Genomic DNA, 24,179 nt, shown 5'->3' on the forward strand with positions numbered 1-24,179 from the left:
GAATGACGGAGACACAGGCGAAGTCGGGGAACACGGGGACCTCGGCCAAACCGGTCGACGAGGAGGCCGCCAAGGGCGGCACACCAGCGACCGGCCGCGCGGCCGTGGGCCGGGCGACGGTCCCCGCCGACGCGCCTGCCCCGAAGTTCACCAGGGCTCCAGGCATGACACCCCCGCCGGAGCAGCCGGGCGAAGATGGCGAGTCCGGCGACAAGACCGAGGCGTCCAGCGCCGAGGCGCCGACGTCGGCCGCCGCCAGCCCTCCGGGTCCGGCGGCGGCACCCCCGGCACGTCCGGCGACCACCCAACCGATCGGTCTCCGGCCCGGTCAGGCGGCGTCAACCGGGTCCACCGGCACCCAGCCGCGGATCACACCCGGGATGACCCAGCCGCAGCCTGACGCGGCGCGGGCGACCGCCACTGCCGGCCGCCCGGCCAGCGGCGGTGGCCTCCCACCGGGGATCGGCAACGCGTCCGCCGTCGGCGCAGCCCGCGTCGGTGACGCGGTGCGTGCGGCGCGTACGTCGGTCAGCTCGGCCGCCTCCCGCGGGCCGCGTCGGGCCCGGCTGAACCTCAAGCGGATCGATCCGTGGTCCGTGATGAAGTTCGCATTCGCGGTGTCGGTGGTGCTCTTCATCGTCGTGGTGGTGGCCACCTCGGTGCTCTACCTGGCGCTGGACGCGATGGGTGTGTTCCAGAGCGTCAACGAGAGCCTGAGCGATCTGGTCAACGCCGGCGGTGGGCAGAGCACCAGCGGCTTCCAGATCACCGCCAAGGGCGTGATTCTCAGCTCGGCGCTGATCGGCCTGGTCAACGTGGTGCTGTTCACCGCGCTGGCCACCCTTGGCGCGTTCGTCTACAACGTCTGCGCCGACCTGGTCGGCGGGATCGAGCTGACCCTCGCCGAGCGGGACTGAGTGACCGGGACGCCGGGGCACCGCGGAAAGCGGTCGCTCCGGCGTTCCGTACTCGGGTAGGTTTTGCAGGCGACGACGGGCCTGGCTCGCAAGCTCGGACCCCGATTTGGGGCCGGCGGAGCGGATGGGTTAATCTTGCTCGTCGCAACGCGGGGCTATAGCTCAGTCGGTTAGAGCGCAGAGCTGATAACTCTGAGGTCGATGGTTCGATTCCATCTAGCCCCACCGCATGTCGTCCGACGGTAGTCGAGCGCGAGGGGTCGCCCCATGTTCAAGAAGCTGCTGATTCTGGCTGGCGTCGTCGGTGTGGCCGCCGTCGTGTTCAACAAGATCAAGGCGTCGAACGACGAGCGTGCCCTGTGGCACGAGGCGACGACCGCGCCCGACCTGCGCTGACGCTCGGCCCTGGCGACGAGCGATCGTCGCCAGGGCCACCCACGGGGCCCTAGCTCAACTGGCAGAGCACTGCCTTTGCAAGGCAGGGGTTAGGGGTTCGAGTCCCCTGGGCTCCACAAGTACCTTCCCCGATCGACTCCGATCCAGTTGTGCAGCCTGGCTCCGAAGAGGCGGTAGCGGATCCGCCGGAGCGCGACGACGTAGGACCGCACCGCGGCTGTCGCCGAATCTTCATGGTCACCATGCACTGCCGCTCGGGGTGCGATCCACAAGGGACGGGCGCGGGGGTGACGATCCGCGCGGATGGTTTAGCCACTTCCCGGCAGGGGATCCGCGCTCATGCGGATCAACATCGACGAACCGGATGCGGTCGAGAAGTTCTGGGAAGGGATGCGGGAGGTGGCCGCTGCCGCTACCCGGCACCAGGACGATGACCTGTACGACGCGCTCGTCAAGATCGGTAGATCCGCGCTGGCCCAGGGGGTCGAACTGGTGCCGTCCAGCGGATTCTTCCTCCAGTGCCCAATCTGTAGCGCCAGGTCGGGTCAGCGCTGCATCAACGTGGCCGGCCACGTGCTGGGCGATAGCACTCTCCATTCGGAGCGCGTCGAATTGGCCGAGAAGGCGATCAGCGGTGAGGTCCCGCTGCCTGCGCCGATGCGGTGACACGCTGTCAGGAGTCGGAGCGAGCGATCCGGACGGCGATGCCGTCGAGGATCAACTCCAACCCCAGTGAGAAGTCCGCGTCGGCGATCGTCTGGTCGGGGGTGTCCGACGGCGGCGCCTCGAACAGTGTCGAGGAGAACAGGCGGGCCGTCTCGGGGAAGCGGTCGGGGTCGACGAGTCGGGCCAGCGCGCGGCCGTAGTCGCGTTCGGCGTCGGCCTGACCTTTGCCGTCGGCTCTACCCTCGGCGAGTTCGCTGAACTGCCGTACCGACTGGACCACGTAGCCGCTGATCAGCGACATCGCGCCGATCTTGTGGGCCCAGTCCAGGAGGGTGCCGGACATGATCGCCAGCGCGGCCTCCATCCAGGCGATCTGGTGCGGCCCGGAGGGCGGTCCGGCGACGGGCACGCGCGTCAACCACGGCCGACGCTGAAGCACTGCGCGGTGCGCGGAGGCCCAACTGCGCAGTCCTTCCCGCCAGTCGGGGGCGGCGATGGCCGGCGGTGGGCCCAGTGCGGCGTCGGCCATGAGTGTGAGCAGCTCGTCCTTGGAGCCGACGTGCCGGTAGAGCGACATGCTCGTGAAGCCGAGGCTCTTGGCGACCTTGGGAAGCGTGACGCCGTCGAGACCGTCACTGTCGGCGATACCCACCGCGGCGGCGACGACCACCTTGACGTCGAGCGACGCGGGCCGTCCGAGACGCGACGGCTCTGACATCCCCCACAGCCGGCGCAGCGGTGCCGGAACGAAATCGTCGCTGGTCATGGGCTCCCACGTTCGCCCGGAAGGTTACGACCACATCATGACAGACAGCATTAGTGTACGTCTGATACTTTCTCTCTGAAACTAAAGCCGAGTCGCGGGGAGAGACGACGATGAGCATTGACAGCGCAGTACGGACATCGAGAGGGCCGGTGCTGCGCACCGAGCGAGCCCTCGCGCCGGATCTGGCCCGGGGAGCGATGCTGCTGATAATCGCGCTCGCCAACGTCGCCGGAGTCGTCTTCGCCGGCGAACCCGGCCTCGACGCCACCCCGGAAGGCGTCGATCGCGGCCTCAACTTCCTGCTCTTCGAACTCGTCCATGCCCGCGGCTATCCGGTCTTCGCCGTGATGTTCGGCTACGGCCTCGTCCAGCTTGCCCGCCGCCAGGACGCCTCCGGCGCCACTCCGAAGCGGGTCCGCGCCGTGCTGCTGCGTCGTAACCTCTGGCTCGTCGTGTTCGGTTTCGCGCACGCCACCCTGCTCTACTACGGCGATTTCCTCGGCGCGTACGGGATCGTCGGGATCGCGATGACCCTGTTGCTGCTGCGCCGCGGCGACAGGTTCCACCGCATCGTGCTGGTGCTCTGGGCGCTGTCGGCGGTCGAGATGCTGGTCATCGGTGCCCTGGTGGTGAGCGGCATCCTCGGCGGGTCGGGCGGGTCGGCACCGCTGCCGTCGGGCCACGTCGACTCTCTCGCAGCGCCCGATTACGTAGCGGCCATGCTGGCCCGCCTCGGCGAATGGCCGGTGCACACGCTGACAGTCCTGCCCTTCATCATGATCGCCTGGTTGGGCATGTGGGCCGCGCGCCGCCGGATCCTCGAAGAGCCGGCTCAACACCGGACCCTGCTCACCTGGACCGCCGTCCTCGGCCTCGGCGCCGCAGTCGTCGGCGGCCTCCCGGCCGCCCTGGTCAGTGCCGGCTGGCTGCACGTCGACGAGTCAGCCGGCAGCCTGATGCTGCTGCTCCACGGGGTCAGCGGCATGTTCGCCGGACCGGGCTACGTGGCCGTCTTCGGCCTGATCGCCATGCGGACCCACCGATCCGGCCCCGTCGTCGGCGCTCTCGCAGCCCTGGGCCAGCGTTCCCTGTCGGGATACCTGTTCCAGTCAGTGGCCTGGCTCGTCCTCCTGGCGCCCTTCACGCTCGCCCTCGGCGACCGGTTCAACAACCCCACGGTGACCGGTCTGATCATCGCGCTGGCCGTCTGGCTCCTCACTGTCCTGATCGCGGGTCAGCTCGACAGGCGCAAGCAACCCGGCCCCGCCGAGATCGTCCTGCGCCGCCTGACCTACCGGCCACGGCCGTGATCGCCGCCGCCTGAAGCCGCCTCGGTGCTGGTGGTCGGTGGACCACCAGCACCGAGGAATCGGCTTTCCACCCGGCGTCGCGCTCGCCATGATTCATCGGTGGACGAACAGCCGGAACCCGTCATCCTGCACCTGTACTGCCGTGTCGACGTGATGGTCACCGATCCGGCTGCTGTCACCGGTCACGCGGTCGCCGATCTGCGATCCGCCGGGATCGACTGGTCCACCGAGGAGGACGACCTCGACACGGCCGCTGCGGAGTTGCGGGGCGACCTGACCGCCTCGCTGGCCAGCGTCGCGGACATCAGCCGACTCGTCGACGACATCCCAGGCGTCGAGTTTCGGGGCGGCCACTGCTGGGCCGAGTCCGGCCCGGTGCGGGAGGCATTCCCGGCACGCTAGTGGCGCCGACGGTCAGTCGGCGGAACCACCGTCCGCCGTAGGCTCGGCACCGGATCCGGTCCGGTTGGGGCGGGCCTCCGGGAGGCGTTCCACCAGCTTGGTGAGCGCGCCGTTGGCGAAGGTCGCGCCGAGCGCCGACCCGGCCCCGATGGTCCAGCCCACCGGCCCGAGTGGGGTGCAGCCGAAGAACTGGCTCACCCCCGGGGTCTGCACCACCACTACCAGGACGCCCAGTGACGCCGCGGTGGACGCCAGCACGGTCGGGCTGGTGCCGCCGGCCAGGATGGTCTGCCCGAGTTGGGTGCCGACCAGGGAGACCAGGGCGACAGTGCCGGCCCGCTGCCGGCGTCCGGTGTAGCGGGCCAACGTCCAGCCTGCTGTCGCGCCCAGCGTGGTGGCTGCCGCCCGCAGCCCGATCTCCCTGGTGAGGCTCTCGCCGAGCGCGGTGTCCGGGCCCTCCCGCAGCAGCGCGTCGGTGCGGTCCGACGCGGGCGGCCGGACCGCGATGGCCAGCGCCGGCGCCAGGTCGGTGAGCAGGTTGACCAGCAGCAGTTGTCGTCCGGTGAGCGCGGAACGGCCGGTCGCCGCTGCGGTGAGCACACTGAACGCGATCTCGCCGAGGTTGCCGCCGACCAGGATGCTGAGCGCGTGCCGCACCGACGACCACATGGCCCGCCCTTCGATCAGGGTGGCGATGATGGTTTCCAGCCGGTCGTCGGTGACCACCAGGTCGGCTGCGGCGCGGGCCGCCGGGGTGCCCCGTTGACCGAGGGCGATGCCGACGTCGGCCAGCCGGATCGCCGGGGCGTCGTTGGCGCCGTCGCCGGTCATCGCCACGGTCCGCCCGCACTTCTGCAACGCCTGGATGATCCGCACCTTGTGGGCGGGGGTGCAGCGGGCCACCACGTCGGTGTTTGCCAACCGCTCGGCGAGCGCGTCGTCGTCCAGCTGGTCGAGTTCAGCGGCGGTGACCACCCGCTGTTCGTCGTGTTCACTGATGGTGGCGGCGATCGCCTCCGCGGTGGCCGGGTGATCACCGGTGATCATGATGGTGTGCACGCCCGCCTGCCGGATCCGGCGTACCGCCGGGGCTGCGCTCTCCCGGACACCGTCCGAGAGGGCCAGGAAACCCACGAAGGTCAGCCCTCGAACGTCGGAGTCGGTCACCTTCGGGTCGTTCACCGGGCACTCCGCGACGGCCAGGATCCGATTTCCCGCACCGGCCCGGTCGGCGAGGATCCGCTCCAGCTCCGCACGGCCGGCGTCGTCCAGTGGCTCCCGACGACCGTCCAGGCGTCGGGACGAACAGCGCGGCAGCACCGTCTCCGGAGCACCCTTGACGCTCAACAACAGGTGACCATCGGTCTGTCCGATGCTCGCGTGGTAACCGCGGGACGGCTCGAACGGCAGGCCCCCGGCAGCGTGCCAACCGGCGGCGCCGGTCTGCTCCACCACCCCGGCCTCACCCGCACCCCGCCGGACCGCCCGGTCGGTCTGCAACGCCAACTCCTCCGGATTCTTCGCGGCGGGGGTGGCCCGCAGCGCCGCGGCCAACGTCATCCGCAGTCGGTCGTCCAACCGGTCCAGCGCGGCGTACCGGTCACCGACGCTGTCGCCGACCCCGGCAAGCAGCAGCTGGCCCTCGGTGAGGGTGCCGGTCTTGTCGAAGCAGAGCACGTCCACCCGGCCCAGCGCCTCGATCGTGCGCGGGTTGCGGACCAACGCGCCGTGCTCGGCCAGCCGCCGGGCCGCGGCCAGCTGCGCCGCGCTGACCAGGAACGGCAGCCCCTCCGGCACCGACGCCACGGCGAGGTTCGCGGCGGTCGCCGCCGTTTCGGCCAGGGGTACGCCTCGAAGCAGGCCGGCGCCGGCCACCGCCACAGCGGAACCGGCCGCCAACGGGATGGCGGCGCTGGTCAAGGAGCCGAGCCGGGCCTCCACCCCGCTGGCTGGTGGGTCCTGCTTGACCAGGGCGAGGCTGCGACCGGATTCGGTGTCCGACCCGGTCGCCACCACCACGGCGGTGCCGTGCCCGGCGGCGACTGTGGTGCCCTCGTACAACATGGAGTGCCGGTCGGCGAGTGCGGCAGCGACCACCGGTCGGTTGGACTTGGCGACCGGCAGCGACTCGCCGGTCAGCGACGACTCGTCGGCCTCCAGGCCCACCGCCTCGAGCACGCGGCAGTCCGCCGGCACCGAGTCACCGGGCTCAAGGGCGATGACGTCCCCGAGGACCAGGTCTTCGGCGGCGAGAACCTGCTCGGCACCGTCCCGGCGGACCCGTGCGGTCACCGCCGAACGGGACAGGAGTTCGGCCAGCGACCGCTCGGTGTTGCGCTCGTGCACCGCCCCGATCAGGGCGGACCCACCAACGACGCTGCCCACCAGCGCGGCATCGACAAGCGAACCGAATGACGCGGAGAGCACCGCCCCGGCGGCCAGCACCGGGGTGAGCGGGTTGGACAACTCGTCCACGAAGGCACGCAGCAGCCCCCCGCTCCCCGGTGCGGCATTGCCGTTCCCGCCAGCGCCCTGGTGCCGGCGCTGCGCCTCCACGCTGGTCAGACCGTCCGGCGTGGAGTGCACGTGGTCGAGCACGGTGCCGACGGGCATCAGGTGCCAGGCGGTCGTGACCGGCGCCGGGGTGTCCGACTGGTCGTGCAACCGGCGGGCCTGCCAGACCCCGTTGGCGAAGGCCAACCCCGCCGCGCCGTTCACCGCGACGAGCGAGCGGCCGGGCAGCTCGGTCGGCGGGGCCGTGAACGCGCCCAGCGCCCCGAGGCCGGTGCCGGCCATGGCCAGCCGGATGTTCTGCTGGGCCGTACGCCGAGCCACCCCGGTCGCCTCGATCACCAGCGCCACCACCCGCAGGTCGGCGCCGACCAGCAGGTGCGCACCCCACGGCGGCAGTTCCTCCGGCGCGGCGAACCCGAGGCCGCAGTCGGACGCTCCGAGCGCCTTCCGGTCCGCGGAAACCAGCATCACCACCGCCCCGTCGCGCTGCAACGCGCGTACCGACGCGGCCAGCCGGTCTCCGCCGGGCAGTATCGCGTCGGCGAAGCCGTACCGCTGCTCGTCACCGCCGGCGACGACCAGCCGCAGGCCGGCCCGCCGCGCGGCGGCCGGCAGCCCGTCGACGCCGGGTGCGGGTTCCGGCTCGACCCGCAACACTGCGGCAAGTCGGTCACCATGGGCGAGGCCGAGCAGGTGTCCGCCGGCCGAGCGCAGCCGGGCCGCGTCCGGAATGGCGTCCGGGTCGTTCGCGGGCATCTGGTCCAACGGTCCGAGCCGCCAGCCGTCGGACGCACGGGAGGCGGCCGGGTCGTCCGGGTCGAACAAAGCGAAGGCCCGCTCGACCACCTGGTCGACGTCCGTGTCCGGTGCGGGCGCCAGATCGGCAAGTACGCCCCGGTCCGAGCCGAGCACCTCAGCGTCCAGCACGAGCGTGTCGACCCGGTCCAACTCCCGCAGCACACTGCGGTCCATCGCGATCACCCCGCGCCGCGCCAGCATCCGGCCGAGCTGGGCGCCGTACCCTTCGCGTCCGCTGCCGGGCGCCTTCGGTAGCGCCGACAGGCCCAGCGCGGCGGCCCGCTTGCGCCCGGCGAAGGGCACCGCCGCAACGCCGGCCGCCGTACCGGCGGCGAGCGCCCGGTTGATGTACCGCTCGACCGGGCCGTGCGGCTTGGGGCGGGGACGGTCGGCGATCGGCCACCGGGCGACGGCACGCTCGGGGTCGCCGGTCAACCGCGGTTCGGCGCTCACCCAGGCGGAGAACTGGGCCCGGTCCTCGCCCCACTCCACGAGCCGTTGGGCGCCGTCGAGGACGATGCCCGTCCAGCGGCCGGTCAGGCCCTGCACCACGGCTTCGGCCAGCGGAAAGAGAACCTCCGCGCGCGGGTCGGAGCGCAACGTCCTGCCAAGGAACGCGTGCAGCTTTGGCTGAAGATCCACCGCGGCGAGCAGACCGGCCACCTCACCGGGCAACGGCGCGAACGGCAGGATCCGGGTGGCCGCCCAGAGGGTCAGACCCAGCGCGTCCGAGGCGAGCGCGCCGAGGGTGCGCGGGTTGTGTGGGCCCTCCTCGGGCGGGTGCGGGGGCGGGATCTCCGGGTCGGGCTCGTGGTCGCAGGTCCGCTCGACGCGGTCGATGGTGGCGATGAGGTCATCGAGATTCGGTTCGGGGGCCCGCACGGCCACCACCACCCGCCCGGATGGAGCGTTCACCCTGGCCCAGGCCACCCCGGGCATCCGCTCCAGCGCACCCTCCACCTGGCGGGCGAGCTGGTCGCCGCCCTCCTGGCAGACACCGTGCACCTCGATGTGGTGCCGGCCCGGCCGGGACCAGACCCGACGCCGCGTCAACCCGACCGTCCGGGCCAGCCGGACCGCGGCCGAGCTGACCGACCGGGACGCCTCGCCCACCAGGTGCGGCACGCCGAAGGATGGCAGGATGCGGCCGGCAGCGCGACCCGCCGCCGTCATCGAGGCGTACGGCTGGACGGGCGCCGGCCCGGCTCCCTGTTGCCGCTTGTCCTGACCTTGGCCATGTCGTCCTCCCGCCGCACTCACGTCCGGCGGCCTGGCTTCCCGACCTGCCATCCGTTATGCCCCCTGAGTGGCGGAATTTTCCGCCGGCGCCGGCGCATGGACGGGATGGGCTGTGGAACCCGACGACCATCACCGGACATGGGGAGGCCGGAATGAGCACGCTGACGCGACATCTCAACGGTTCACGGGAGAACGTCAAGATGTACGACCGGCGGGTGCACCTGCCGATGCTGGGTGAGGTGGCGGTGCCGCCACCGGACAAGGTCGTCTACTACGCCGGGCTCGGGGCGCTCGCCGCGCTACAGGTCATCGAGTGGCCGATCGCTGTGGTGATCACCGCTGGTCACCTGCTGGCAGACCAGCATTTTTCCGGACTGGTGCGCGGTGTCGGGGAGGCGCTGCAGGACGCCTGACGAGAGCCGGGTCACCGGACGGTTGACATGAATCAGGGTTGAAGTCGCATGCTCGGTCGATGCCGAGCACAGCCGTCACCGACACACCCGCCGCACCGGGACTCTTCGCACCCCGGCTGCGCGCGATGACGGTGGGCAGCGTCGCGCTGATCTCACTCCTCGCGTTCGAGGCGTTGGCGGTCGGCACGGCGATGCCGACCGTCGCGCGCAGCCTGGACGGGCTGGCGCTCTACGGGATCGCCTTCGGTGGCCCGTTCGCCACCGGTGTGCTGGCCATGGTGGTCTCCGGGATCTGGTGCGACGCGCGGGGTCCTCGGGGGCCGATGTGGCACGGCGTCGCCTGGTTCGTGGTCGGGTTGCTGATCGCCGGGACCGCGCCCGTGATGAGCGCGCTGGTCGTCGGGCGGGTGGTGCAGGGTTTCGGCTCCGGGCTGCTCTCGGTGGCGCTCTACGTGATCGTCGGGCAGGCGTACCCGCAGGAGCTGCACCGGCGGATCTTCGCGGCGTTCGCGGCGGCGTGGGTCGTACCGTCACTGGTCGGGCCGGCGATTGCCGGCCTGATCGTGCAGCACCTGGGCTGGCGGTGGGTCTTCCTGGCGGTGCCGGCGGTGGCGGTGCCGGCGGGGCTGCTGATCCACCCCGGCCTGCGGTCGCTGGGTCGGAGTGCGGCGACGAGCCCGCCGAGGGGTGCGGCGGCACGGATCGGTTGGGCGTGCGGGGCCGCTGTGAGTGCCGCACTGCTGCACATCGGGGGACAGCAGCGCGGCACCACGGCCCTGGTGCTTGTCGCGTTCGCCGTGGCCGGCCTGTTGGTCTGTGCCCCGCGCCTGCTGCCGGCCGGGTTCCTTCGGGCCGCACGAGGGTTGCCCACAGTAGTGGGCCTGCGTGGCCTGGCGTCGGCGGCCTTCGTCGGCAGCGAGGTGGTCATCCCGTTGATGCTCTCCCGGGAACGGGGCCTGTCGCCGACCGCGGCCGGGCTGGTCCTCACTGTCGGCGCGCTGGCCTGGTCGGCGGGCTCCTGGTTGCAGGGCCGGATCCCGGTGCCGGCGTCGCGGGCCAGCCTGCCGCGCGCCGGGTTGACCTGCATCACCGTCGGCACCGCCACTGTGGCGCTGGCCGTACGGCCCGAACTGCCGGTGGCCGTCGCCGTGGCTGGTTGGGCGATCGCCGGCCTGGGCATGGGGTTGCTCTATCCGCCGTTGTCGGTGCTCACATTGGAGTTGTCCGCGCCGGGTGAGCAGGGTCGCAACAGCTCGTCACTGCAACTGAGCGACTCCCTCTTCGCGGCGACAGTGCTCGCGCTGACCGGGGCCGTGTTGGCGGCGGGAAGCGCGCCGGGCCCGGCCAGCTACACGACGACGCTCGTGGTGACCGCGGGGCTGGCGCTGCTCGGGGCGCTGCTGGCCGGCCGGGTGGTGGTGGGCGGGGGTGTGCGACAGGTCGGCTGATCAGCGGATTCCGCCGCGTCCCACCCGCTCGTGCCGGAAGGATGGCGGGCGATGAACCTCCTGACCATTCTGCCGCTCGCCGTGGTCATGGTCGCCGGGACGCAGTTGGTGGTGGCGGTCTTCCTGGCCTCGTCGGATCGGCCCCGGGCGGCGTCGCTGGGCTTCCTCACCGGCGCGGGGCTGGTCGTCGCCGCCGGGGTGACGGTGGCCTGGTTGTTGACCAAGCTGGTGGGCGGAGTGGCCGCCGACGCCAGCGCCGTCGCCGGGAAGGTCGATCGTGGCCCCGCCATCGACCTGGTGGTGTTGGCCCTGCTGGTGTGCCTGGCCGTGCTGATCTGGATCCGCCGGGGCCGCTCCGGGCCGCCGCGCTGGCTGGGGAGCATCGAGCATGCCGGTCCGCCGCAGGCGCTGCGGCTGGGTGCGCTGCTCTTCGTGGCGACGCCGACCGACGACCTGACCATGGCCACCGTCGGGGCGAGCGTGGCCCGACATGATCTGCCGTGGTGGCACCTGGTGCCGTTCGTGCTGCTCACCGTGCTCCTGCTCGCGTTGCCTCTGCTCGCGTTGCTGCTGCTGGGGAACAGGGCCTCGCGGGTGCTGACCCGGATGCGGGAGTGGGCCCAGGGGCACGCCTGGATCGTCAACGAGATCGTGATCGCGTTCTTCGCGCTGCTCACGGTGCTGGACCTGGTCCGATCGGGGTGAGTGGCCGCTCGCCGTCACGGGTTGTCGCGTTGTTTCGTCAACGCCGGGTAAGGGTCGGACGGGTTTGCAGGAGGACGAGATGAAGGTTCTTATCACCGGGGCGTCCGGCAATCTGGGCAGTTCGGTGCTGGGCCGGTTGCGTGACGACGGGATCAGCGTTCGGGCCACCAGCCGCCGGCCGTCCGCCGGCTCGGACGTGGAGTGGGTGGTGACCGACCTGGCCACCGGGGATGGGCTGACCGAGGCGGTGACCGGCGTGGACGCCGTGCTGCACCTGGCGTCGGCGCCTCGGGGTCGGCAGACCTACCAGGTGGACGTGTTGGGCACCCGCCGACTGGTGGTGGCCGCCGGGACGGCCGGTGTGCGGCACATCGTCTACATCTCGATCGTCGGGGTTGATCGGGTGCCGTTCCCGTACTACCGCCACAAGCTCGCCGCCGAGCAGGTGATCGCGGCCGGGCCGGTGCCGTGGTCGGTGCTGCGGGCCACCCAGTTTCCCCAGTTCCTGGACGACATGCTGACCGCCAGCGCGCGGCTGGGCCCGGTGATCGGGGACCGGGCGGTGCTCGCCCAACCGGTCCACCCGGACGAGGTGGCGGCGCGGCTGGCGGCTCGACTGGTCGCCGGCCCGCTGGGCGGCATCGAGGAGCTGGGCGGGCCGCAGGTGCTCCGCTTCGACGAGGCCGCCCGGGCGTGGCGAGCGGCCCGAGGCTCGCGCCGACCGTTTCTGCCGGTGCGAATTCCCGGCCGACTCGGTAACGAACTGCGGGCCGGTGGTCTGACCACCGAGGCGCTGCCCCGGGGTGTGCGTACCTGGGCCGAGTACCTGGCCGACACGTACGGGGGAACCGGCCGGAAATGAGAGGGACACCGGTTCACGTTCGTCTTACCGTGACGCCATGTTCGCTGTCGTCACCACTGTGATCCTCTACGTCTTCGGCTTCGTCTTCCTCTACGGCGTGATCCGGCTGGGTGTCCGGCACGCGTTCGAGGATCTGGAGCTGCAACGGGCCAAGGCCCAGCGCGAGGAGGAGTTGGCGGCTGCCCGCGACAGCTCCTTCATGCGCGACAACGCCTTCCTCGCCGGCAGTTGAGCACCGGATCGATCCGGCCCGGGCCGGTGGCGTCGCCGGGGGGCCGGGGAGCCGCTGGGCGGTTCAGTGTCTCGGATGCGAGGATCGCACCCGTGATGGGAACGCTGAAGACCGAACCGGCCCGCGCCCGCCTGGATCTGCTCGCCCCGCCGGTTGCGGAGGCCATCGCGCAGTGGCCGGTCGACGCGCCGGTGGACGTCAACGACGTGCTGGTAGCGCCGATCGACGCCGACCTCGCCGACACCGCTGCGTTCTGCGCGGCGTACGAGGTGGGGCTGGACGTGTCGGCCAACTGTGTCGTGGTGGCCGGCAAGCGCGAGGGGGTGGTGCGTTACGCGGCCTGCATCATCCTGGCCACCACGCGGGCGGACGTGAACGGGGTGGCTCGCCGGGCGCTGGACGTCCGCAAGGCGAGCTTCGCCCCGATGGACGACGCTGTCGAGTTGACCGGCATGGAGTACGGCGGCATCACCCCGATCGGCCTGCCGGCGCAGTGGCCGATCCTGGTGGACGCGCGGGTCATCGCCACACCGCACGTGATCGTCGGGTCCGGCGTACGGCACAGCAAGATCGCGCTGCCGGGGCCGGCGTTGGGCGCGCTGCCCGGAGCCCAGGTGGTGGAAGGGCTGGCCAGGCCGGTCTGACCAGGCATCGGCATCGATGTTGTTGCACGTGAAACATCGTGATCATCGATGCCGGACGCCCGGTCGCCGATGACTCAGTGTGAGTGCGCTGCGGACTCGCGCTGCTCGACCTCGGCGAACGCGGCGAGCAACGTCTGCACCTCCTGCGCCCCGGAGACCGCGTACTTCCCGGCCAGCACGAAGGTCGGCACGCTGGTGATGCCCAGATCCCGGGCGGCGGCCAGCCCGGCGGCGACGTCGGCGACGCGCTCGTCGGAGTCGAGGAACCGGCGCGCGTCGGCCGCGTCGAGGCCGATCTCGCCGGCCAGGGTGGCCAGCGCCTCCCGCGAGCCGACGTCGACCCCGTGGTTGAAGTGCGCCTTGTAGAGCGCCTCCACCATCTCGGCCGCCCTGCCCTGATCGGTCGCCCAGGCGACCAGCCGGTGCGCGTCGAAGGTGTTGGCAATCACCGCGCGGTCGTAGTCGAGCCGCAGCCCGTCGGCCGCCGCGACCTGGGTCACGTGGTCGACCATCTGCCGGGCGCGCTCCGGGCCGCCGAACTTGCCGGCCAGCGCCTCCACCAGCGGGAGCGGCTCGGACACCGGCGACGGGTCGAGCTGGAACGGTCGGTAACGGACCGTCACCTCGCCCTCGTAACGGGCGAGGGCCTCATCCAGGCGGCGTTTGCCGATGTAGCACCACGGGCAGATGACGTCCGCGTAGATCTCGATCTCCATGATCGGTGGCAACCTCGTGGTCAGCCCAGTTGTTCCCGCACCTGACGCTTGAGCCGGCCCAGGATCGCGGTGCCGCCGCGTATCCGCAGCGGGCTGATCGCCTGCGCCAGACCCATCCGCTGGTAGAGGTCGTCCGGCACGTCCAGCACCTGCTGAGGGCTCGCGCCCGCCAGCCCTTCGGCGAGGATCCCGGCGAACGCCCGCGTGGTCGGCGCCTCCGGTGGGCAGTCGAAGATCGTCGCCACGGTGCCCTCCGGGGTCACCTTGGCGCGCAGGAAGAACGACGTCTGACACTCCGGCACCTGCTCCATGCCTTCGCGCTCAACGGTGCCCTCGGGCAGCACCGGGATGACATCGGCGTACTCCAGGAGCATCTCCAGAACCAGGTCGCGCGGCGCGGCGGCGAACTCGTCGACGATCTCGGCCAGTCGGGCCGGCATGTCAGCCATGTGTCGAGGTTACCGCCGTCGTGCCGGGGCCCCTGTCACACGGTGGGCGACTGCTCGCTGATCTCGCTGAGAGCGCTGGTGGGGTCGAGCTGCATGGCCAGGTCGCCGAGCGAGACGATCCCCACCAGCTTGCGGTCACTGTCACAGACCAGCACCCGTCGGATGCCTCGATCCCGCATGAGCGCCGCCGCCTCACCCGCAGTGCAGTGCTGCTCGATCATGACGACCTCGCGGGTGACGATCGAGCCGATGGTGGTGGCCGCAGGGGAGCTGTTCTCCGCCACGGCCCGCACCACGATGTCCCGGTCGGTGAGCATGCCGGCGAGGCTGGCGCCGTCGGTGACCACCACATCACCGATGTCGGCCTCCTTCATCACCCTGGCCGCCTCGTCCAGGGTGGTCTCGGCCGGCAGGTACACGACCTGCTTGGTCATCACGTCGCTGACCCGGTAACCGGTCATGAGAGCCTCCGAAGACGTTTCCACCCGATCCGACAGCACTACCCCGTGACGCGGCAGCTACACCAGGCTCGCACGTTCCTGGCGTACCTGGTGGACGAGTCGATCCACCAGACCGTCCAGCGGCAGCTCGGTGCGCCCGTCGCCGGCCCGCTCGCGCAGCTCGACGTACCCCTCGGCGAGCCGGCGGCCGACCACGACGGCCCGGGGGATGCCGATCAGCTCGGCGTCGGTGAACTTGACCCCGGCGGAGACGTGCGTGCGGTCGTCGACAAGCACCCGCAGGCCGGCGTCGGCGAGACGCCCGCCGAGCTCCAGCGCCGCGTCGAGCTGCGGGCCCTTGCCCGCAACCACCAGGTGTACGTCACACGGCGCGACCGCCGCCGGCCAGACCAGTCCCCGGTCGTCGTGGTGCTGCTCGGCCACTGCCGCCACCGCCCGGGACACCCCGATGCCGTAGCAGCCCATCGTCGGCCGGACCGGCTTGCCGGCCGGCCCGAGCACGTCGACGGCGAAGGCGTCGGTGAAGCGGCGGCCGAGCTGGAAGATGTGCCCGATCTCGATGCCCCGCCGGATGGTCAGCTCACCCGCTTCGCACTCCGGGCAGGGGTCGCCGGCGCGGACGTCGGCCGCCTCGATGGTGCCGTCGGGGGTGAAGTCCCGTCCGCACACCACGTCGGTCGCGTGTCGGCCCGGCTCGTTCGCCCCGGTCAGCCAGGCAGACCCGGCCACCACCCGAGGATCGACCAGGTATCGGACGCCAAGCTTGTCGAACAGTTGCGGTCCGATGTAGCCGCGAACCAGCTCCGGATGCTCTGCCCACTCCTCGAAGACGGTCACCTGTGCCGGGTGCAGTGCGGCACCGACCCGCTTCAGGTCGACCTCCCGGTCACCGGGCAGCCCGATCACCAGGAGCTCGGCCCGGTCGGCACCCGGCTGACGAACTGACAGCACGACGTTCTTCAGGGTGTCGGCGGCGGTCCAGCCGTCCCGACCGCCCAACCGGCGCGCGTTGGCCAACTCCACCAGGCTCGCGATCGTCGGAGTCTCCGGAGTGTCGTGCACCTCGACGGCCGGCTGCGCGCCCGGGTCGCCGGCGCTCGGCACCCGGGTGGCCACCGCCTCGGTGTTCGCCGCGAAGTCGCAGGAGGTACAGCCGACGAAGGTGTCCTCGCCGACCGGTGTCGCCGCCAGGAACTCCTCCGACGCGGAGCCGCCCATCGCGCCGGACATCGCCCGCACCACCGTGTAGTCCAGCCCCAACCGGTCGAAGATCCGCTGGTACGCGGCGCGATGTCGCCCGTACGCCTCCCGCAGCCCCGCCTCGTCCAGGTCGAAGGAGTACGCGTCCTTCATCAGGAACTCGCGGCCGCGTAGCAACCCGGCCCGCGGCCGCGCCTCGTCGCGGAACTTCGTCTGCACCTGAAACAGCGTCACCGGGAAGTCCCGGTACGAGGTGAACACGTCCTTGACCAGCAGCGCCGCCATCTCCTCGTGGGTGGGCGCCAACAGGTGCTCGGCACCGCGCCGATCGGCGAGGGTGAAGATGTCGTCGCCGTACTCCGTCCACCGGCCGCTGGTGCGGTACGGCTCGGCGGGCAGCAGCGCCGGGAAGTGCACCTCCTGGTCGCCGATTGCCAGCAGTTCGGCGCGTACCACCTCGGTGATCCGATCAAGCACCAGCTTGCCCAGCGGCAGCCAGGTGTAGCCGCCCGGTGCGGCACGACGGATGTAGCCGGCGCGCAGCAGCAGCCGATGGCTCGGCACCTCCGCGTCGGCCGGATCCTCGCGCAGGGTCCGCAGCAACAGGGTCGACATGCGTAGCAGCATCCGCGCAGCCTACGGCCGGTGCGGCAGGATGAGCGATCCATTTCGATCCGAGCCGCACCCGTCGCCGGCAACCATCGATGCCGTTCCCGACGTCTGCAATGACACCAGGCCCTCGCACCCAGACCTGAAGGATTGGCCCGTGTGGACCCTCTGCTGAGTGAGTTCGACTCGTTCGTCCGTTCCCGCACGCCGGCGTTACTGCGCTCGGCCTACCTGCTCACCGGCGACCAGCACCTGGCCGAGGACCTCGTCCAGTCGGCCCTGGCCCGGACCCACCGCTCCTGGAACCGCCTGCACCACAGCGGCAACGCCGAGGCGTACACCCGCAAGACCATGTACCACCTACAGGTGTCCTGGTGGCGACGGCGCCGGGTACCCGAGTCGATGCCGGGCGACCTGCCCGAGCCACGCGGAGGCGACTCGGCCCCGGACCACGCCCACCAGACCAGTCTGCGGCTCACCCTGCGGGCGGCACTGGCGAAGCTCTCCCCGAAGCAACGCGCCGTGCTGGTGCTGCGGTTCTTCGAGGACCGCACCGAGGCGGAGGCGGCGGACCTGCTCGGCGTCACGATCGGCACCGTGAAGAGCCAGACGGCCAAATCACTGGCCAGGCTGCGCACCGTCGCGCCCGAACTCGCCGAGCTGTACGTCCTGGAAGGGAGTACCCGATGAACGACCAGCGCCTCCGGCTCGACCTGACCGCCCTGGCCGACGAGGTCACCTCCGTCGACCTGCGGGACCGTACGCTGCGCACGTCCCGGCGGCTCGGTATCCAACGGGCGGTGGCCACATCGGCCGCCGCGCTGGTGCTGATCGCGGCGGCGGCCGGCACCGCCTTCGCCATCCGGCCGAATGAGTCTCCGCCCCCGCTGCCTGCCGACACCCCGTCGGTCACCGCGACGCCGACGCCGACTCCGACGCCCACCCCGACGCCGTCCAACAGCGCCGGCGACACGCCAGGCGCCCCACCCAGCGGCGGGTCCAGCACGAACACCCCGACAGTGCAGTTCGGGAAGCTCTTCTACGGCCCCGCCAGTGTGACCTTCGTGAAGACCGCGAACCTGCGATCCTGGACCCCCGGCGGCAGTACGACGCGGCTTCTCGCACTGCCCGATATCGCGTTCAAGGGCAGGATGAGCGTCTCGTCGGACGGCCACCGGGTTGCTTGGGTGGACAGCAACAACGACCTCATCGTCTCCGACGCCGACGGCTCCGACAGGCAAGCAATCCGCTCGAATGTCGATGCGTATTGCGTCGGCGCGGCATGGTCGCCGGACCGGCGGCAGTTGCTGTTCCGCGAGATAGCAGAACTGGGCCCCGGTCGGTACGGCATGTTGGACATGCACTCGGCGAAAAAGACCGTGCGTTGGTGGACCATCGAAACCAGGGCCTGCAGCGCCTTCTGGTCGGCGGACGGCCAGACCATCGCCATGGCCACTGACTACGGGGTAACGCTCTACGGTCCGGATGGCACGAAGAAGCGAGTCGTCCCCGGCTTCTCCCGGGACGGATGGCAAACCGACGACGTCGTCAGTCTCGCCCCGGATGGCTCGCTGGTCGCGCTGCTGCGGCACAAGCCGGATGGGGACGCCGGCGACGTCGCTCGCGACCTGCGAGTCAACGTGGTGCTGGACACCCGTACGGGCAAGCAGATTTCGTTGCCGTTGGGCGGGCGCACCCTGCACCAGGTCTACTTCCAGTCAGACGGGTCGATGGTCGTGCGGGTCAAGACCAGCAACGGGTATGCGGTCCTGCTGGTGGACGAGGACGGGAAGAAGGTTTCCGAGACCGCCGAGCCGGCGAGTCTGAAGGACATGCAGATCCTGGCCGTCGTCGACTGACCGATCGGCGCGAGATGGGCGGGTCACCCTCGGGTGGCCCGCCCTCTCTGCGTCTGGCAACGCGGGCGAGTCGGTGTTGATCACGGTCGGTGAACTGTGGAAAAGGTTGCCGGTGCGAGCGGATCCGACTGTCAGGTAGTAGCGCGTCGCGGCGGCAACTCGCCAGGGCCAGGGGCTCGTCTTGGGTGGTGTCAGGCACTGTGAGCCTCCACAAAGGTTGAAGACGATGAATCTCGGCCCGTTCACCCACACCACCCGTCCCGCCTCGGCCCGCCGCTCCGGCGCGTTCGCCGGTACGGCCGCCCTGTTGCTCCTGACGTTCGGTGCCGCTGCCTGCGGCACCGCCGACCCGAAGGCCGCGCCCGCTCCGGCCGAAACGGCCACCGCCACCCCCGGTCCGGCGACCGACGACACCTCGGCCGCCGGTACTGGCGGCTCCGTGGATGCCGCTCCGGCTGTCGCACCGGCCCGCCCGGCGGTCGGCTCGACGCAGTGGCCGCAGCTCACCTGGTACACCGCTGAGGAGCACGGCCAAAAGCAGAACGATCCGGCCCGGATCTGGCGGCGTACCACTGCTGGGGCCTGGCAGGTGGTGCGTTCGGGCCGTCTCGGGAACAGCATGGACGCCGGCCCGCTCGCCGTCTCGCCGGACGGGCGACGGGTGGCCTGGATGGAAGGGTCCGCCCGCCGCCTGGTGATCAGCGGGTTCGACGGCACGAAGCGGCACGTCATTCCGACCCAGGGTCAGCAGACGTGCGCGCCGAGCTGGCTCGACTCCGGGCGGGTGCTGTACGGCCTGGGGCGGGAGAAGGAGCTAACGCTCATCGCCGTCAACGCCGACGGGACCGGGCGGAAGGTGCTCGCCACCCACCACCCGAAGTGCCCGACGGTGTCCGGTGGATGGATCGCCCAGGTCGGCCAGCAGACCGTGGCGATCTCTGACGAGCGAGGCGTCCGACGGGCGGTCAGCCCGCGCCTCCCCGCCGGCCTCGTCATTGGTGGAGTGGCGGCGATCTCCGGTGACAGCCGGACGCTGGTGATCAGCGCCCACACGACCAGCCCCGGGGGTTGTGCCTGTGGTTGGCGGTTCCGCAACTACCGGCTCGACGCCGTCAGCGGGGCGGTCACCGAGTTGGCGCCGTTGGACCCGGCGTGGAAGCAGCCGACCGGGCACGGCCAGGCCATCGACGGGGTCGTTTTGGCCGATGGCGGTCTGGTGGTGCAGGCCGACGCGGGTACGCCGGCCGACGGCGCGCCGGCGTACCGGCTGGTTCGGTACGCGGCCAGTGGCCGGGTGCTGGCCACCGTGTCGGCGCCCGCCGGCCAGCCGTGGGGTGGTCTGCTGGGCTGAGCTCCCGGTGCAGCGGGCACCGGGTACGAGGGACCGGCCACTCACGGGGGTGGCCGGTCCCGCCTGTTGTGCGCGCCATGACGTCCGACACGTCTGCGGATCGGGGCACCACGCGTCGCGACTCCGGTGCCAGACTGGTCGCCGCAGGCAACGAAGGCGTGAGGGGGCGCGGGTGCGCTGGCGCAGTTTTGTCGCGGTCGGGGACAGCTTCACCGAGGGTATGGACGACGCGTACCCGGACGGCACCTTCCGGGGTTGGGCGGACCTGGTGGCGACCCGGCTCGCCGCCGACGCGGGGCCCGACTTCCGGTACGCGAACCTGGCCATCAGGGGCCGGCTCTTCCCCAGCGTGGTCGCCGAGCAGGTGCCCTCCGCTGTGGCGATGAAGCCGGATTTGATCAGTTTCGCGGCCGGTGGCAACGATGTGCTGCGGCGCACCTTCGATCCGGACACGCTGGTCGCCCGCTTCGACGAGGTGGTCCGGCAACTGCGCTCGGGCGGCGCGGACGTGCTCCTCTTCCGGTTCGCTGACGTGATGGCCCGACTGCCCGGCCAACGCCTCGTCGCCCCCCGGGTGCAGCTGCTCAACCAGGCGGTCGGCGAGACCGCCGAGCGGCACGGCGCCATCATGGTCGACCTGTACGCCGACGACACGTTCCTCAATCCCATGCTCTGGAGCACCGACCGGCTGCACCTCTCCCCGGCCGGGCATCGCCGGGTCGCCGGGCAGGTGTTGAACGCCCTCGGGGTTGGTTGCGACGAGGAGTGGCTGATGGTTCCGCCACACCCGGCGCCGTCGCCGTGGCTGGCGGCCCGCGCCTCCGACCTGCGGTGGGCCGGCCAGTACCTCGCCCCCTGGGTGAAGCGGCGGTTGACCGGTCGGTCGTCCGGCGACACGGTGACGGCGAAGCGCCCGCAACTCGGCCCGCTCGTCGACTGAGCATGATCACCCTGCACGCGGCGGCCCTGTTGCGCCGCGACCGGGACGGCGAGTCGTTGCCCGACCACGCCGTACTCGTCAGTGGCGACCGGATCGAGGCCGTCGGCCCACTGGCCGAGCTGAGTTCGGCGTACGCCGACGCCCGGGTTCGCCGCTGGCCCGGCACTCTGGGGCCGGGTCTGCTGCACGACGGTCCGCTGCCGCCCGCGCCGACCCCGCGCGAGCGGGTGCACGCGCTGCTGCGTACCGGGGTGACGGCGGTGCTGGCGGAACACCTGGCCGACCCCGCCCTGCGGGCCGCCGCCGAGCGCAGCGACCTGCTGGTGCTGGCCACCGCCGTGGCGCCGACGCTGCGGTCGGCCGGGCGGGCCGACCTCGCGGTGCACGGCGTCGACGGGGCCTGTCTGGTGACAGTGGTCGCTGGTCGGATCGCCCACCGTCGCGCCTGAACGGCGTACCTTGGGGATCATGTCTGTGCCGAACGATCCCGATCCCCGCCTCCAGTCGTACGCGGACCCGCAGCGGCTGGTCACCACCGAGTGGCTGGCCGCGCATCTGGGCGACGAGGGCCTCGTCGTCGTCGAGTCCGACGAGGACGTGCTGCTCTACGAATCCGGTCACATTCCCGGTGCGGTCAAGGTCGACTGGCACCTGGAGCTGAACGATCAGGTGACCCGGGACTACCTGGACGCCAAGAGCTTCGCCGAGATGTGTGCCGCGAAGGGCATCGGCCGGGGCGACACCGTCGTCTTCTACGGCGACAACTTCAACTGGTGGGCGACGTACGCCCTCTGGGTGTTCTCGCTCTTCGGCCACGCCGACGTGCGGATGCTCGACGGCGGCCGGCAGAAGTGGATCGCCGAGGGACGCGAGGTGACCCGCGACAAGCCGGCCCGCCCGCGCGCCGACTACCCGGTGCCGCTGCGCGACGACGCGCCGCTGCGGGCCTTCCGTGAGCAGGTCATGGCGCACGTAGCCTCCGGCCGGCCACTTGTCGACGTCCGGTCGCCGGGTGAGTACACGGGCGAGATGCTGCACATGCCGGACTACCCGCAGGAGGGTGCGCTGCGCGGCGGACACATCCCGGGCGCGGTCAGCAAGCCGTGGAAGTCCGCCGCCAACGAGGACGGCACGTTCAAGTCGGCCGACGAGCTGAAGGCGATCTACGCCGACCAGCTCGGGCTGAGCCCGGACGACGACGTGATCGCGTACTGCCGCATCGGCGAGCGGTCCAGCCACACCTGGTTCGTGCTGCGGCACCTGTTGGGCTACCCGCAGGTGCGCAACTATGACGGCTCGTGGACCGAGTGGGGCAACCTGGTCCGGGCACCCGTCGTCAAGGGCGACCAGCCCGGCGGCCTGGCCGTCTGACCAGGTCAGCGTGTGATCGACTCGGGTTTCCTGATGTCGGGTTGTCCCGCTCGCTCGGACACCGCGATATCAATGAACCCGAGTCGATCACGTCGGGACGACGCGACGTTGTCAGCTGGCGAGTGCGAACACGCCGGGCAGGTCGCGGACGATGCCGGTGATCTCGCCGGTCTCCGGGTGCCAGCGCGCCAGGGCGGCCGGTTCCAGTCGGAGCAGCACCGCGCCCCTGCTGTCCCAACCCAGCACCTCGCAGCAGCCCTTGCCGCGCTCCCGGCCCAGGTCGAGCAGGTGGAGCACTGCGCCGGTCCGCGCGTCCAGCACGGCCGCCGCCTCGGCACCGTCGATCTCGCTGTTGATGATCCAGGCTGCCCGCGCCAGGCGCTCGCCGTGCAGCCAGCCCCGGCCGTAGAACTCGTTGACCTGGTACGGCGAGGGCAGCGCCGAGGCGTTGACCGGCTGTTCGGAGCGGAGTTCGCCCTCCCGGGCGGTCCGGCTGCGTAGCGTCAGGCTGGTCCGCTCGCCGTACACGTCGATCAACGGGGCCTCCCGGCCGGCGGCCGGGTCGGGTGCGATCAACTCCCAGGTCGACACGTCGATCGTGCTGGCCGCCCCGGTGACAAGGTCCACCGCGTACGTCCGGTCGTCGCCCCCCACCAGCACCCGGTCGTGCGCCCACACCACCAACTCCAGGTAGCCGTCGAGCGGTATCCGGCGGACGGCCGCCGTGGTGAGGTCGATCAGGATCAGCTCTTTGGTCTGCGCGAACGCTGCCGTCCGGCCGTCCGGCGACAGCATCCCCGGCTTCAGCGCGGGCGCCTCGTTGCCGCTCGCGTCCCGGGTCGGCGCCAGCGTCACCACGTCGAGGCTGCGTGTCACGCCGTCGTTGCCGAGCACCCGGACCGGGCCGTTTGCTTGGTACTCCTCGTCCAGCGGCTGGAACAGTGCCAGTGCCCGCTTGACCGGTCGCTCGGAGAGCGGCACTGTCGCCGGGTCGCCGAGCTTGGCCAACGGATCGGGTGGGAAGGTCAGCTCGGCGGGCGGTTTCTGCACCGGGCCCGCGTGGGTGGGGTCGACGGTCGGGGTGACAGTGGGGCCGACCGGAGGGACCGGTGCCGGGTCGGTGGGTGGTCGCAGCGCCGCCACCGTGCCGCCACCGACCAGCACCACGGCCAGGGCGACCACTCCGACGGCCCGCCGGGTCCGCCGGGTACGCCGAGCCCGCTCCCATCCGGCGGCGGCCGGCTGGCTGGGGAGCACGTCCTCGACGCTGACGGTCAGCAGTCGGCGCAGTTCCTGCTCGTTCACGGGTTCACCTCCAGGCCGCTGGCCAGATCGGCCGAGCCTCGGCTCGGCCTGGCATCGCGGGCGAGGTCCGGGGCGACCTCGCGGAGTCGGCGCAGCGCCGCATGGCACTGGCTCTTCACGGTGCCGACTGTCACCCCGAGCGCCTCGGCGGTGGCGACCTCGGTCAGGTCCTCGTAGTAGCGCAACACCAGCACGGCCCGTTGCCGCGGTGGCAGCAGGCCCAGCGCGTCGTGCATCGTCAGCCGTAACGCGCCGTCACGGTCGTGGGCGACCTGGTCCGGAGGCGCGGCGCTGAGCCATTCCCGCCGTCGGCGACGCCACCACGACACCGAGTCCCGGTAGAGGATGGCGCGCACGTACGCGGACGGGTCGCCGTTGCGGACCGAGGACCAGCGCAGCGCCAGCTTCAGCAGCGCGTCCTGGAGGAGGTCTTCGGCCTGATGCTGGTTGCCGCAGATCAGGTAGGCCGCGCGGAGCAGCCGGTGCTGGTGGTTCTCCACGAAGGCGAGGTAGCCGTCGCGTCCGTCGTCAGTCGTCGGCGCCATCCGCCCCCCTCCCGGCCGTCGCGCAGTACGCGTCATCTGGCAGACGCACGGGAGGTGGGAA

At 71.4% G+C, this 24,179-nt stretch carries 24 protein-coding genes, 2 tRNA genes and 1 pseudogene; 19 read left to right on the top strand and 8 right to left on the bottom strand.

What is annotated here, in order from left to right; translation table 11 throughout:
- The first annotated feature begins 2 nt into the window (after positions 1 to 2).
- From AB0B98_RS04345 to AB0B98_RS04365, 5 genes are all read left to right on the top strand, one after another.
- Entirely contained in the window at positions 3 to 917 is a 915-nt protein-coding gene (locus AB0B98_RS04345; RefSeq protein ID WP_238669644.1) for a DUF3566 domain-containing protein, read from the top strand.
- Positions 918 to 1,068: 151 nt separating this feature from the next.
- A tRNA-Ile gene (locus tag AB0B98_RS04350) sits at positions 1,069 to 1,142 on the top strand.
- Positions 1,143 to 1,184: 42 nt separating this feature from the next.
- Positions 1,185 to 1,313: a DLW-39 family protein gene (locus AB0B98_RS04355; protein ID WP_209444550.1), complete on the top strand. Its 129-nt coding sequence runs from the start codon at positions 1,185 to 1,187 to the stop codon at positions 1,311 to 1,313.
- Positions 1,314 to 1,356: 43 nt separating this feature from the next.
- A tRNA-Ala gene (locus AB0B98_RS04360) sits at positions 1,357 to 1,429 on the top strand.
- A 223-nt stretch (positions 1,430 to 1,652) separates the two neighbouring features.
- The gene (locus tag AB0B98_RS04365) at positions 1,653 to 1,979 is read left to right on the top strand and encodes a hypothetical protein (RefSeq protein WP_357360828.1); all 327 of its coding nucleotides are present in this window, start codon (positions 1,653 to 1,655) and stop codon (positions 1,977 to 1,979) included.
- A gap of 7 nt (positions 1,980 to 1,986) precedes the next feature.
- On the opposite strand, the gene AB0B98_RS04370 is transcribed toward AB0B98_RS04365, so the two are convergent.
- Entirely contained in the window at positions 1,987 to 2,745 is a 759-nt protein-coding gene (locus AB0B98_RS04370; RefSeq protein WP_357360830.1) for a TetR/AcrR family transcriptional regulator, read from the bottom strand.
- Between the two features lie 110 nt (positions 2,746 to 2,855).
- On the opposite strand from AB0B98_RS04370, the gene AB0B98_RS04375 reads away from it, so the two are divergent.
- Together AB0B98_RS04375 and AB0B98_RS04380 are read left to right on the top strand one after the other, a co-directional pair.
- On the top strand, positions 2,856 to 4,055 hold the full coding sequence (locus AB0B98_RS04375) for a DUF418 domain-containing protein (RefSeq protein WP_357360832.1): 1,200 nt from the start codon (positions 2,856 to 2,858) through the stop codon (positions 4,053 to 4,055).
- A 99-nt stretch (positions 4,056 to 4,154) separates the two neighbouring features.
- A complete protein-coding gene (locus tag AB0B98_RS04380; protein ID WP_357360834.1) occupies positions 4,155 to 4,457 on the top strand; it encodes a hypothetical protein in 303 nt (100 codons plus the stop codon).
- Between the two features lie 12 nt (positions 4,458 to 4,469).
- Here the strand turns inward: AB0B98_RS04380 and AB0B98_RS04385 are convergent, their stop codons facing one another.
- Positions 4,470 to 8,942, bottom strand: a complete 4,473-nt coding sequence (locus AB0B98_RS04385) for an HAD-IC family P-type ATPase (protein ID WP_357360836.1) — start codon at positions 8,940 to 8,942, stop codon at positions 4,470 to 4,472.
- Between the two features lie 162 nt (positions 8,943 to 9,104).
- Between AB0B98_RS04385 and AB0B98_RS04390 the strand changes: the two are divergent.
- The 6 genes and pseudogenes from AB0B98_RS04390 to AB0B98_RS04415 all read left to right on the top strand — a co-directional run bounded on the left by AB0B98_RS04390 (position 9,105) and on the right by AB0B98_RS04415 (position 13,312).
- Positions 9,105 to 9,421: pseudogene (locus AB0B98_RS04390) on the top strand (hypothetical protein).
- A 59-nt stretch (positions 9,422 to 9,480) separates the two neighbouring features.
- Complete coding sequence (locus tag AB0B98_RS04395; protein ID WP_357360838.1) at positions 9,481 to 10,869, top strand: MFS transporter; 1,389 nt, start codon at positions 9,481 to 9,483, stop codon at positions 10,867 to 10,869.
- A gap of 51 nt (positions 10,870 to 10,920) precedes the next feature.
- Entirely contained in the window at positions 10,921 to 11,574 is a 654-nt protein-coding gene (locus tag AB0B98_RS04400) for a GAP family protein (protein ID WP_357360840.1), read from the top strand.
- 79 nt (positions 11,575 to 11,653) lie between these two features.
- Complete coding sequence (locus AB0B98_RS04405) at positions 11,654 to 12,436, top strand: NAD(P)H-binding protein (protein ID WP_357360842.1); 783 nt, start codon at positions 11,654 to 11,656, stop codon at positions 12,434 to 12,436.
- A 37-nt stretch (positions 12,437 to 12,473) separates the two neighbouring features.
- Positions 12,474 to 12,668, top strand: coding sequence for a hypothetical protein (locus AB0B98_RS04410; protein WP_238669660.1), 195 nt, complete (start codon positions 12,474 to 12,476; stop codon positions 12,666 to 12,668).
- A 95-nt stretch (positions 12,669 to 12,763) separates the two neighbouring features.
- On the top strand, positions 12,764 to 13,312 hold the full coding sequence (locus AB0B98_RS04415; RefSeq protein WP_238669661.1) for a YbaK/EbsC family protein: 549 nt from the start codon (positions 12,764 to 12,766) through the stop codon (positions 13,310 to 13,312).
- Positions 13,313 to 13,386: 74 nt separating this feature from the next.
- Here the strand turns inward: AB0B98_RS04415 and AB0B98_RS04420 are convergent, their stop codons facing one another.
- The 4 genes from AB0B98_RS04420 to AB0B98_RS04435 are packed head-to-tail and all read right to left on the bottom strand — an operon-like array spanning position 13,387 to position 16,765.
- Entirely contained in the window at positions 13,387 to 14,028 is a 642-nt protein-coding gene (locus AB0B98_RS04420; RefSeq protein WP_357360844.1) for a DsbA family oxidoreductase, read from the bottom strand.
- Between the two features lie 20 nt (positions 14,029 to 14,048).
- Positions 14,049 to 14,477, bottom strand: a complete 429-nt coding sequence (locus AB0B98_RS04425) for a SufE family protein (RefSeq protein ID WP_357360845.1) — start codon at positions 14,475 to 14,477, stop codon at positions 14,049 to 14,051.
- 35 nt (positions 14,478 to 14,512) lie between these two features.
- On the bottom strand, positions 14,513 to 14,938 hold the full coding sequence (locus AB0B98_RS04430) for a CBS domain-containing protein (protein WP_030487636.1): 426 nt from the start codon (positions 14,936 to 14,938) through the stop codon (positions 14,513 to 14,515).
- Positions 14,939 to 14,995: 57 nt separating this feature from the next.
- On the bottom strand, positions 14,996 to 16,765 hold the full coding sequence (locus AB0B98_RS04435; RefSeq protein WP_357360847.1) for a proline--tRNA ligase: 1,770 nt from the start codon (positions 16,763 to 16,765) through the stop codon (positions 14,996 to 14,998).
- A gap of 141 nt (positions 16,766 to 16,906) precedes the next feature.
- Between AB0B98_RS04435 and AB0B98_RS04440 the strand changes: the two genes are divergently transcribed.
- From AB0B98_RS04440 to AB0B98_RS04465, 6 genes are all read left to right on the top strand, one after another.
- Positions 16,907 to 17,437, top strand: coding sequence for a SigE family RNA polymerase sigma factor (locus AB0B98_RS04440; protein ID WP_238669665.1), 531 nt, complete (start codon positions 16,907 to 16,909; stop codon positions 17,435 to 17,437).
- Positions 17,434 to 18,606, top strand: a complete 1,173-nt coding sequence (locus AB0B98_RS04445) for a hypothetical protein (RefSeq protein ID WP_357360850.1) — start codon at positions 17,434 to 17,436, stop codon at positions 18,604 to 18,606. Before AB0B98_RS04440 ends, AB0B98_RS04445 begins: the two co-directional genes overlap by 4 nt.
- Before the next feature lie 226 nt (positions 18,607 to 18,832).
- On the top strand, positions 18,833 to 19,957 hold the full coding sequence (locus tag AB0B98_RS04450; RefSeq protein WP_357360852.1) for a hypothetical protein: 1,125 nt from the start codon (positions 18,833 to 18,835) through the stop codon (positions 19,955 to 19,957).
- A 172-nt stretch (positions 19,958 to 20,129) separates the two neighbouring features.
- A complete protein-coding gene (locus tag AB0B98_RS04455; protein ID WP_112583954.1) occupies positions 20,130 to 20,897 on the top strand; it encodes an SGNH/GDSL hydrolase family protein in 768 nt (255 codons plus the stop codon).
- Between the two features lie 2 nt (positions 20,898 to 20,899).
- The gene (locus tag AB0B98_RS04460; protein WP_357360854.1) at positions 20,900 to 21,346 is read left to right on the top strand and encodes a hypothetical protein; all 447 of its coding nucleotides are present in this window, start codon (positions 20,900 to 20,902) and stop codon (positions 21,344 to 21,346) included.
- 19 nt (positions 21,347 to 21,365) lie between these two features.
- Positions 21,366 to 22,268 (top strand): sulfurtransferase, encoded by a 903-nt coding sequence (locus AB0B98_RS04465; protein WP_357267996.1) that lies wholly within the window; start codon positions 21,366 to 21,368, stop codon positions 22,266 to 22,268.
- A 111-nt stretch (positions 22,269 to 22,379) separates the two neighbouring features.
- Here AB0B98_RS04465 and AB0B98_RS04470 read toward each other — a convergent pair whose 3' ends face one another.
- Positions 22,380 to 23,573 (bottom strand): hypothetical protein, encoded by a 1,194-nt coding sequence (locus tag AB0B98_RS04470; RefSeq protein ID WP_357360856.1) that lies wholly within the window; start codon positions 23,571 to 23,573, stop codon positions 22,380 to 22,382.
- Positions 23,570 to 24,118 (bottom strand): SigE family RNA polymerase sigma factor, encoded by a 549-nt coding sequence (locus tag AB0B98_RS04475; protein ID WP_238669671.1) that lies wholly within the window; start codon positions 24,116 to 24,118, stop codon positions 23,570 to 23,572. The genes AB0B98_RS04470 and AB0B98_RS04475 overlap by 4 nt, the downstream gene beginning before the upstream one ends.
- Positions 24,119 to 24,179 lie beyond the last annotated feature (61 nt).

Origin of the sequence: Micromonospora sp. NPDC048947 (assembly GCF_040649495.1) — a bacterium.
Classification (GTDB): Bacteria; Actinomycetota; Actinomycetes; order Mycobacteriales; family Micromonosporaceae; genus Micromonospora; species Micromonospora alfalfae.

Coding starts and splice junctions, on each gene's coding strand:
- AB0B98_RS04450 (WP_357360852.1), top strand. CDS start 18,833: ATGAATCTCGGCCCGTTCACCCACACCACCCGTCCCGCCTCGGCCCGC.
- AB0B98_RS04460 (WP_357360854.1), top strand. CDS start 20,900: ATGATCACCCTGCACGCGGCGGCCCTGTTGCGCCGCGACCGGGACGGC.
- AB0B98_RS04400 (WP_357360840.1), top strand. CDS start 10,921: ATGAACCTCCTGACCATTCTGCCGCTCGCCGTGGTCATGGTCGCCGGG.
- AB0B98_RS04435 (WP_357360847.1), bottom strand. CDS start 16,765: ATGCTGCTACGCATGTCGACCCTGTTGCTGCGGACCCTGCGCGAGGAT.
- AB0B98_RS04425 (WP_357360845.1), bottom strand. CDS start 14,477: ATGGCTGACATGCCGGCCCGACTGGCCGAGATCGTCGACGAGTTCGCC.
- AB0B98_RS04475 (WP_238669671.1), bottom strand. CDS start 24,118: ATGGCGCCGACGACTGACGACGGACGCGACGGCTACCTCGCCTTCGTG.
- AB0B98_RS04420 (WP_357360844.1), bottom strand. CDS start 14,028: ATGGAGATCGAGATCTACGCGGACGTCATCTGCCCGTGGTGCTACATC.
- AB0B98_RS04370 (WP_357360830.1), bottom strand. CDS start 2,745: ATGACCAGCGACGATTTCGTTCCGGCACCGCTGCGCCGGCTGTGGGGG.
- AB0B98_RS04395 (WP_357360838.1), top strand. CDS start 9,481: ATGCCGAGCACAGCCGTCACCGACACACCCGCCGCACCGGGACTCTTC.
- AB0B98_RS04405 (WP_357360842.1), top strand. CDS start 11,654: ATGAAGGTTCTTATCACCGGGGCGTCCGGCAATCTGGGCAGTTCGGTG.
- AB0B98_RS04465 (WP_357267996.1), top strand. CDS start 21,366: ATGTCTGTGCCGAACGATCCCGATCCCCGCCTCCAGTCGTACGCGGAC.
- AB0B98_RS04375 (WP_357360832.1), top strand. CDS start 2,856: ATGAGCATTGACAGCGCAGTACGGACATCGAGAGGGCCGGTGCTGCGC.
- AB0B98_RS04410 (WP_238669660.1), top strand. CDS start 12,474: ATGTTCGCTGTCGTCACCACTGTGATCCTCTACGTCTTCGGCTTCGTC.
- AB0B98_RS04345 (WP_238669644.1), top strand. CDS start 3: ATGACGGAGACACAGGCGAAGTCGGGGAACACGGGGACCTCGGCCAAA.
- AB0B98_RS04415 (WP_238669661.1), top strand. CDS start 12,764: ATGGGAACGCTGAAGACCGAACCGGCCCGCGCCCGCCTGGATCTGCTC.
- AB0B98_RS04355 (WP_209444550.1), top strand. CDS start 1,185: ATGTTCAAGAAGCTGCTGATTCTGGCTGGCGTCGTCGGTGTGGCCGCC.
- AB0B98_RS04385 (WP_357360836.1), bottom strand. CDS start 8,942: ATGACGGCGGCGGGTCGCGCTGCCGGCCGCATCCTGCCATCCTTCGGC.
- AB0B98_RS04445 (WP_357360850.1), top strand. CDS start 17,434: ATGAACGACCAGCGCCTCCGGCTCGACCTGACCGCCCTGGCCGACGAG.
- AB0B98_RS04430 (WP_030487636.1), bottom strand. CDS start 14,938: ATGACCGGTTACCGGGTCAGCGACGTGATGACCAAGCAGGTCGTGTAC.
- AB0B98_RS04365 (WP_357360828.1), top strand. CDS start 1,653: ATGCGGATCAACATCGACGAACCGGATGCGGTCGAGAAGTTCTGGGAA.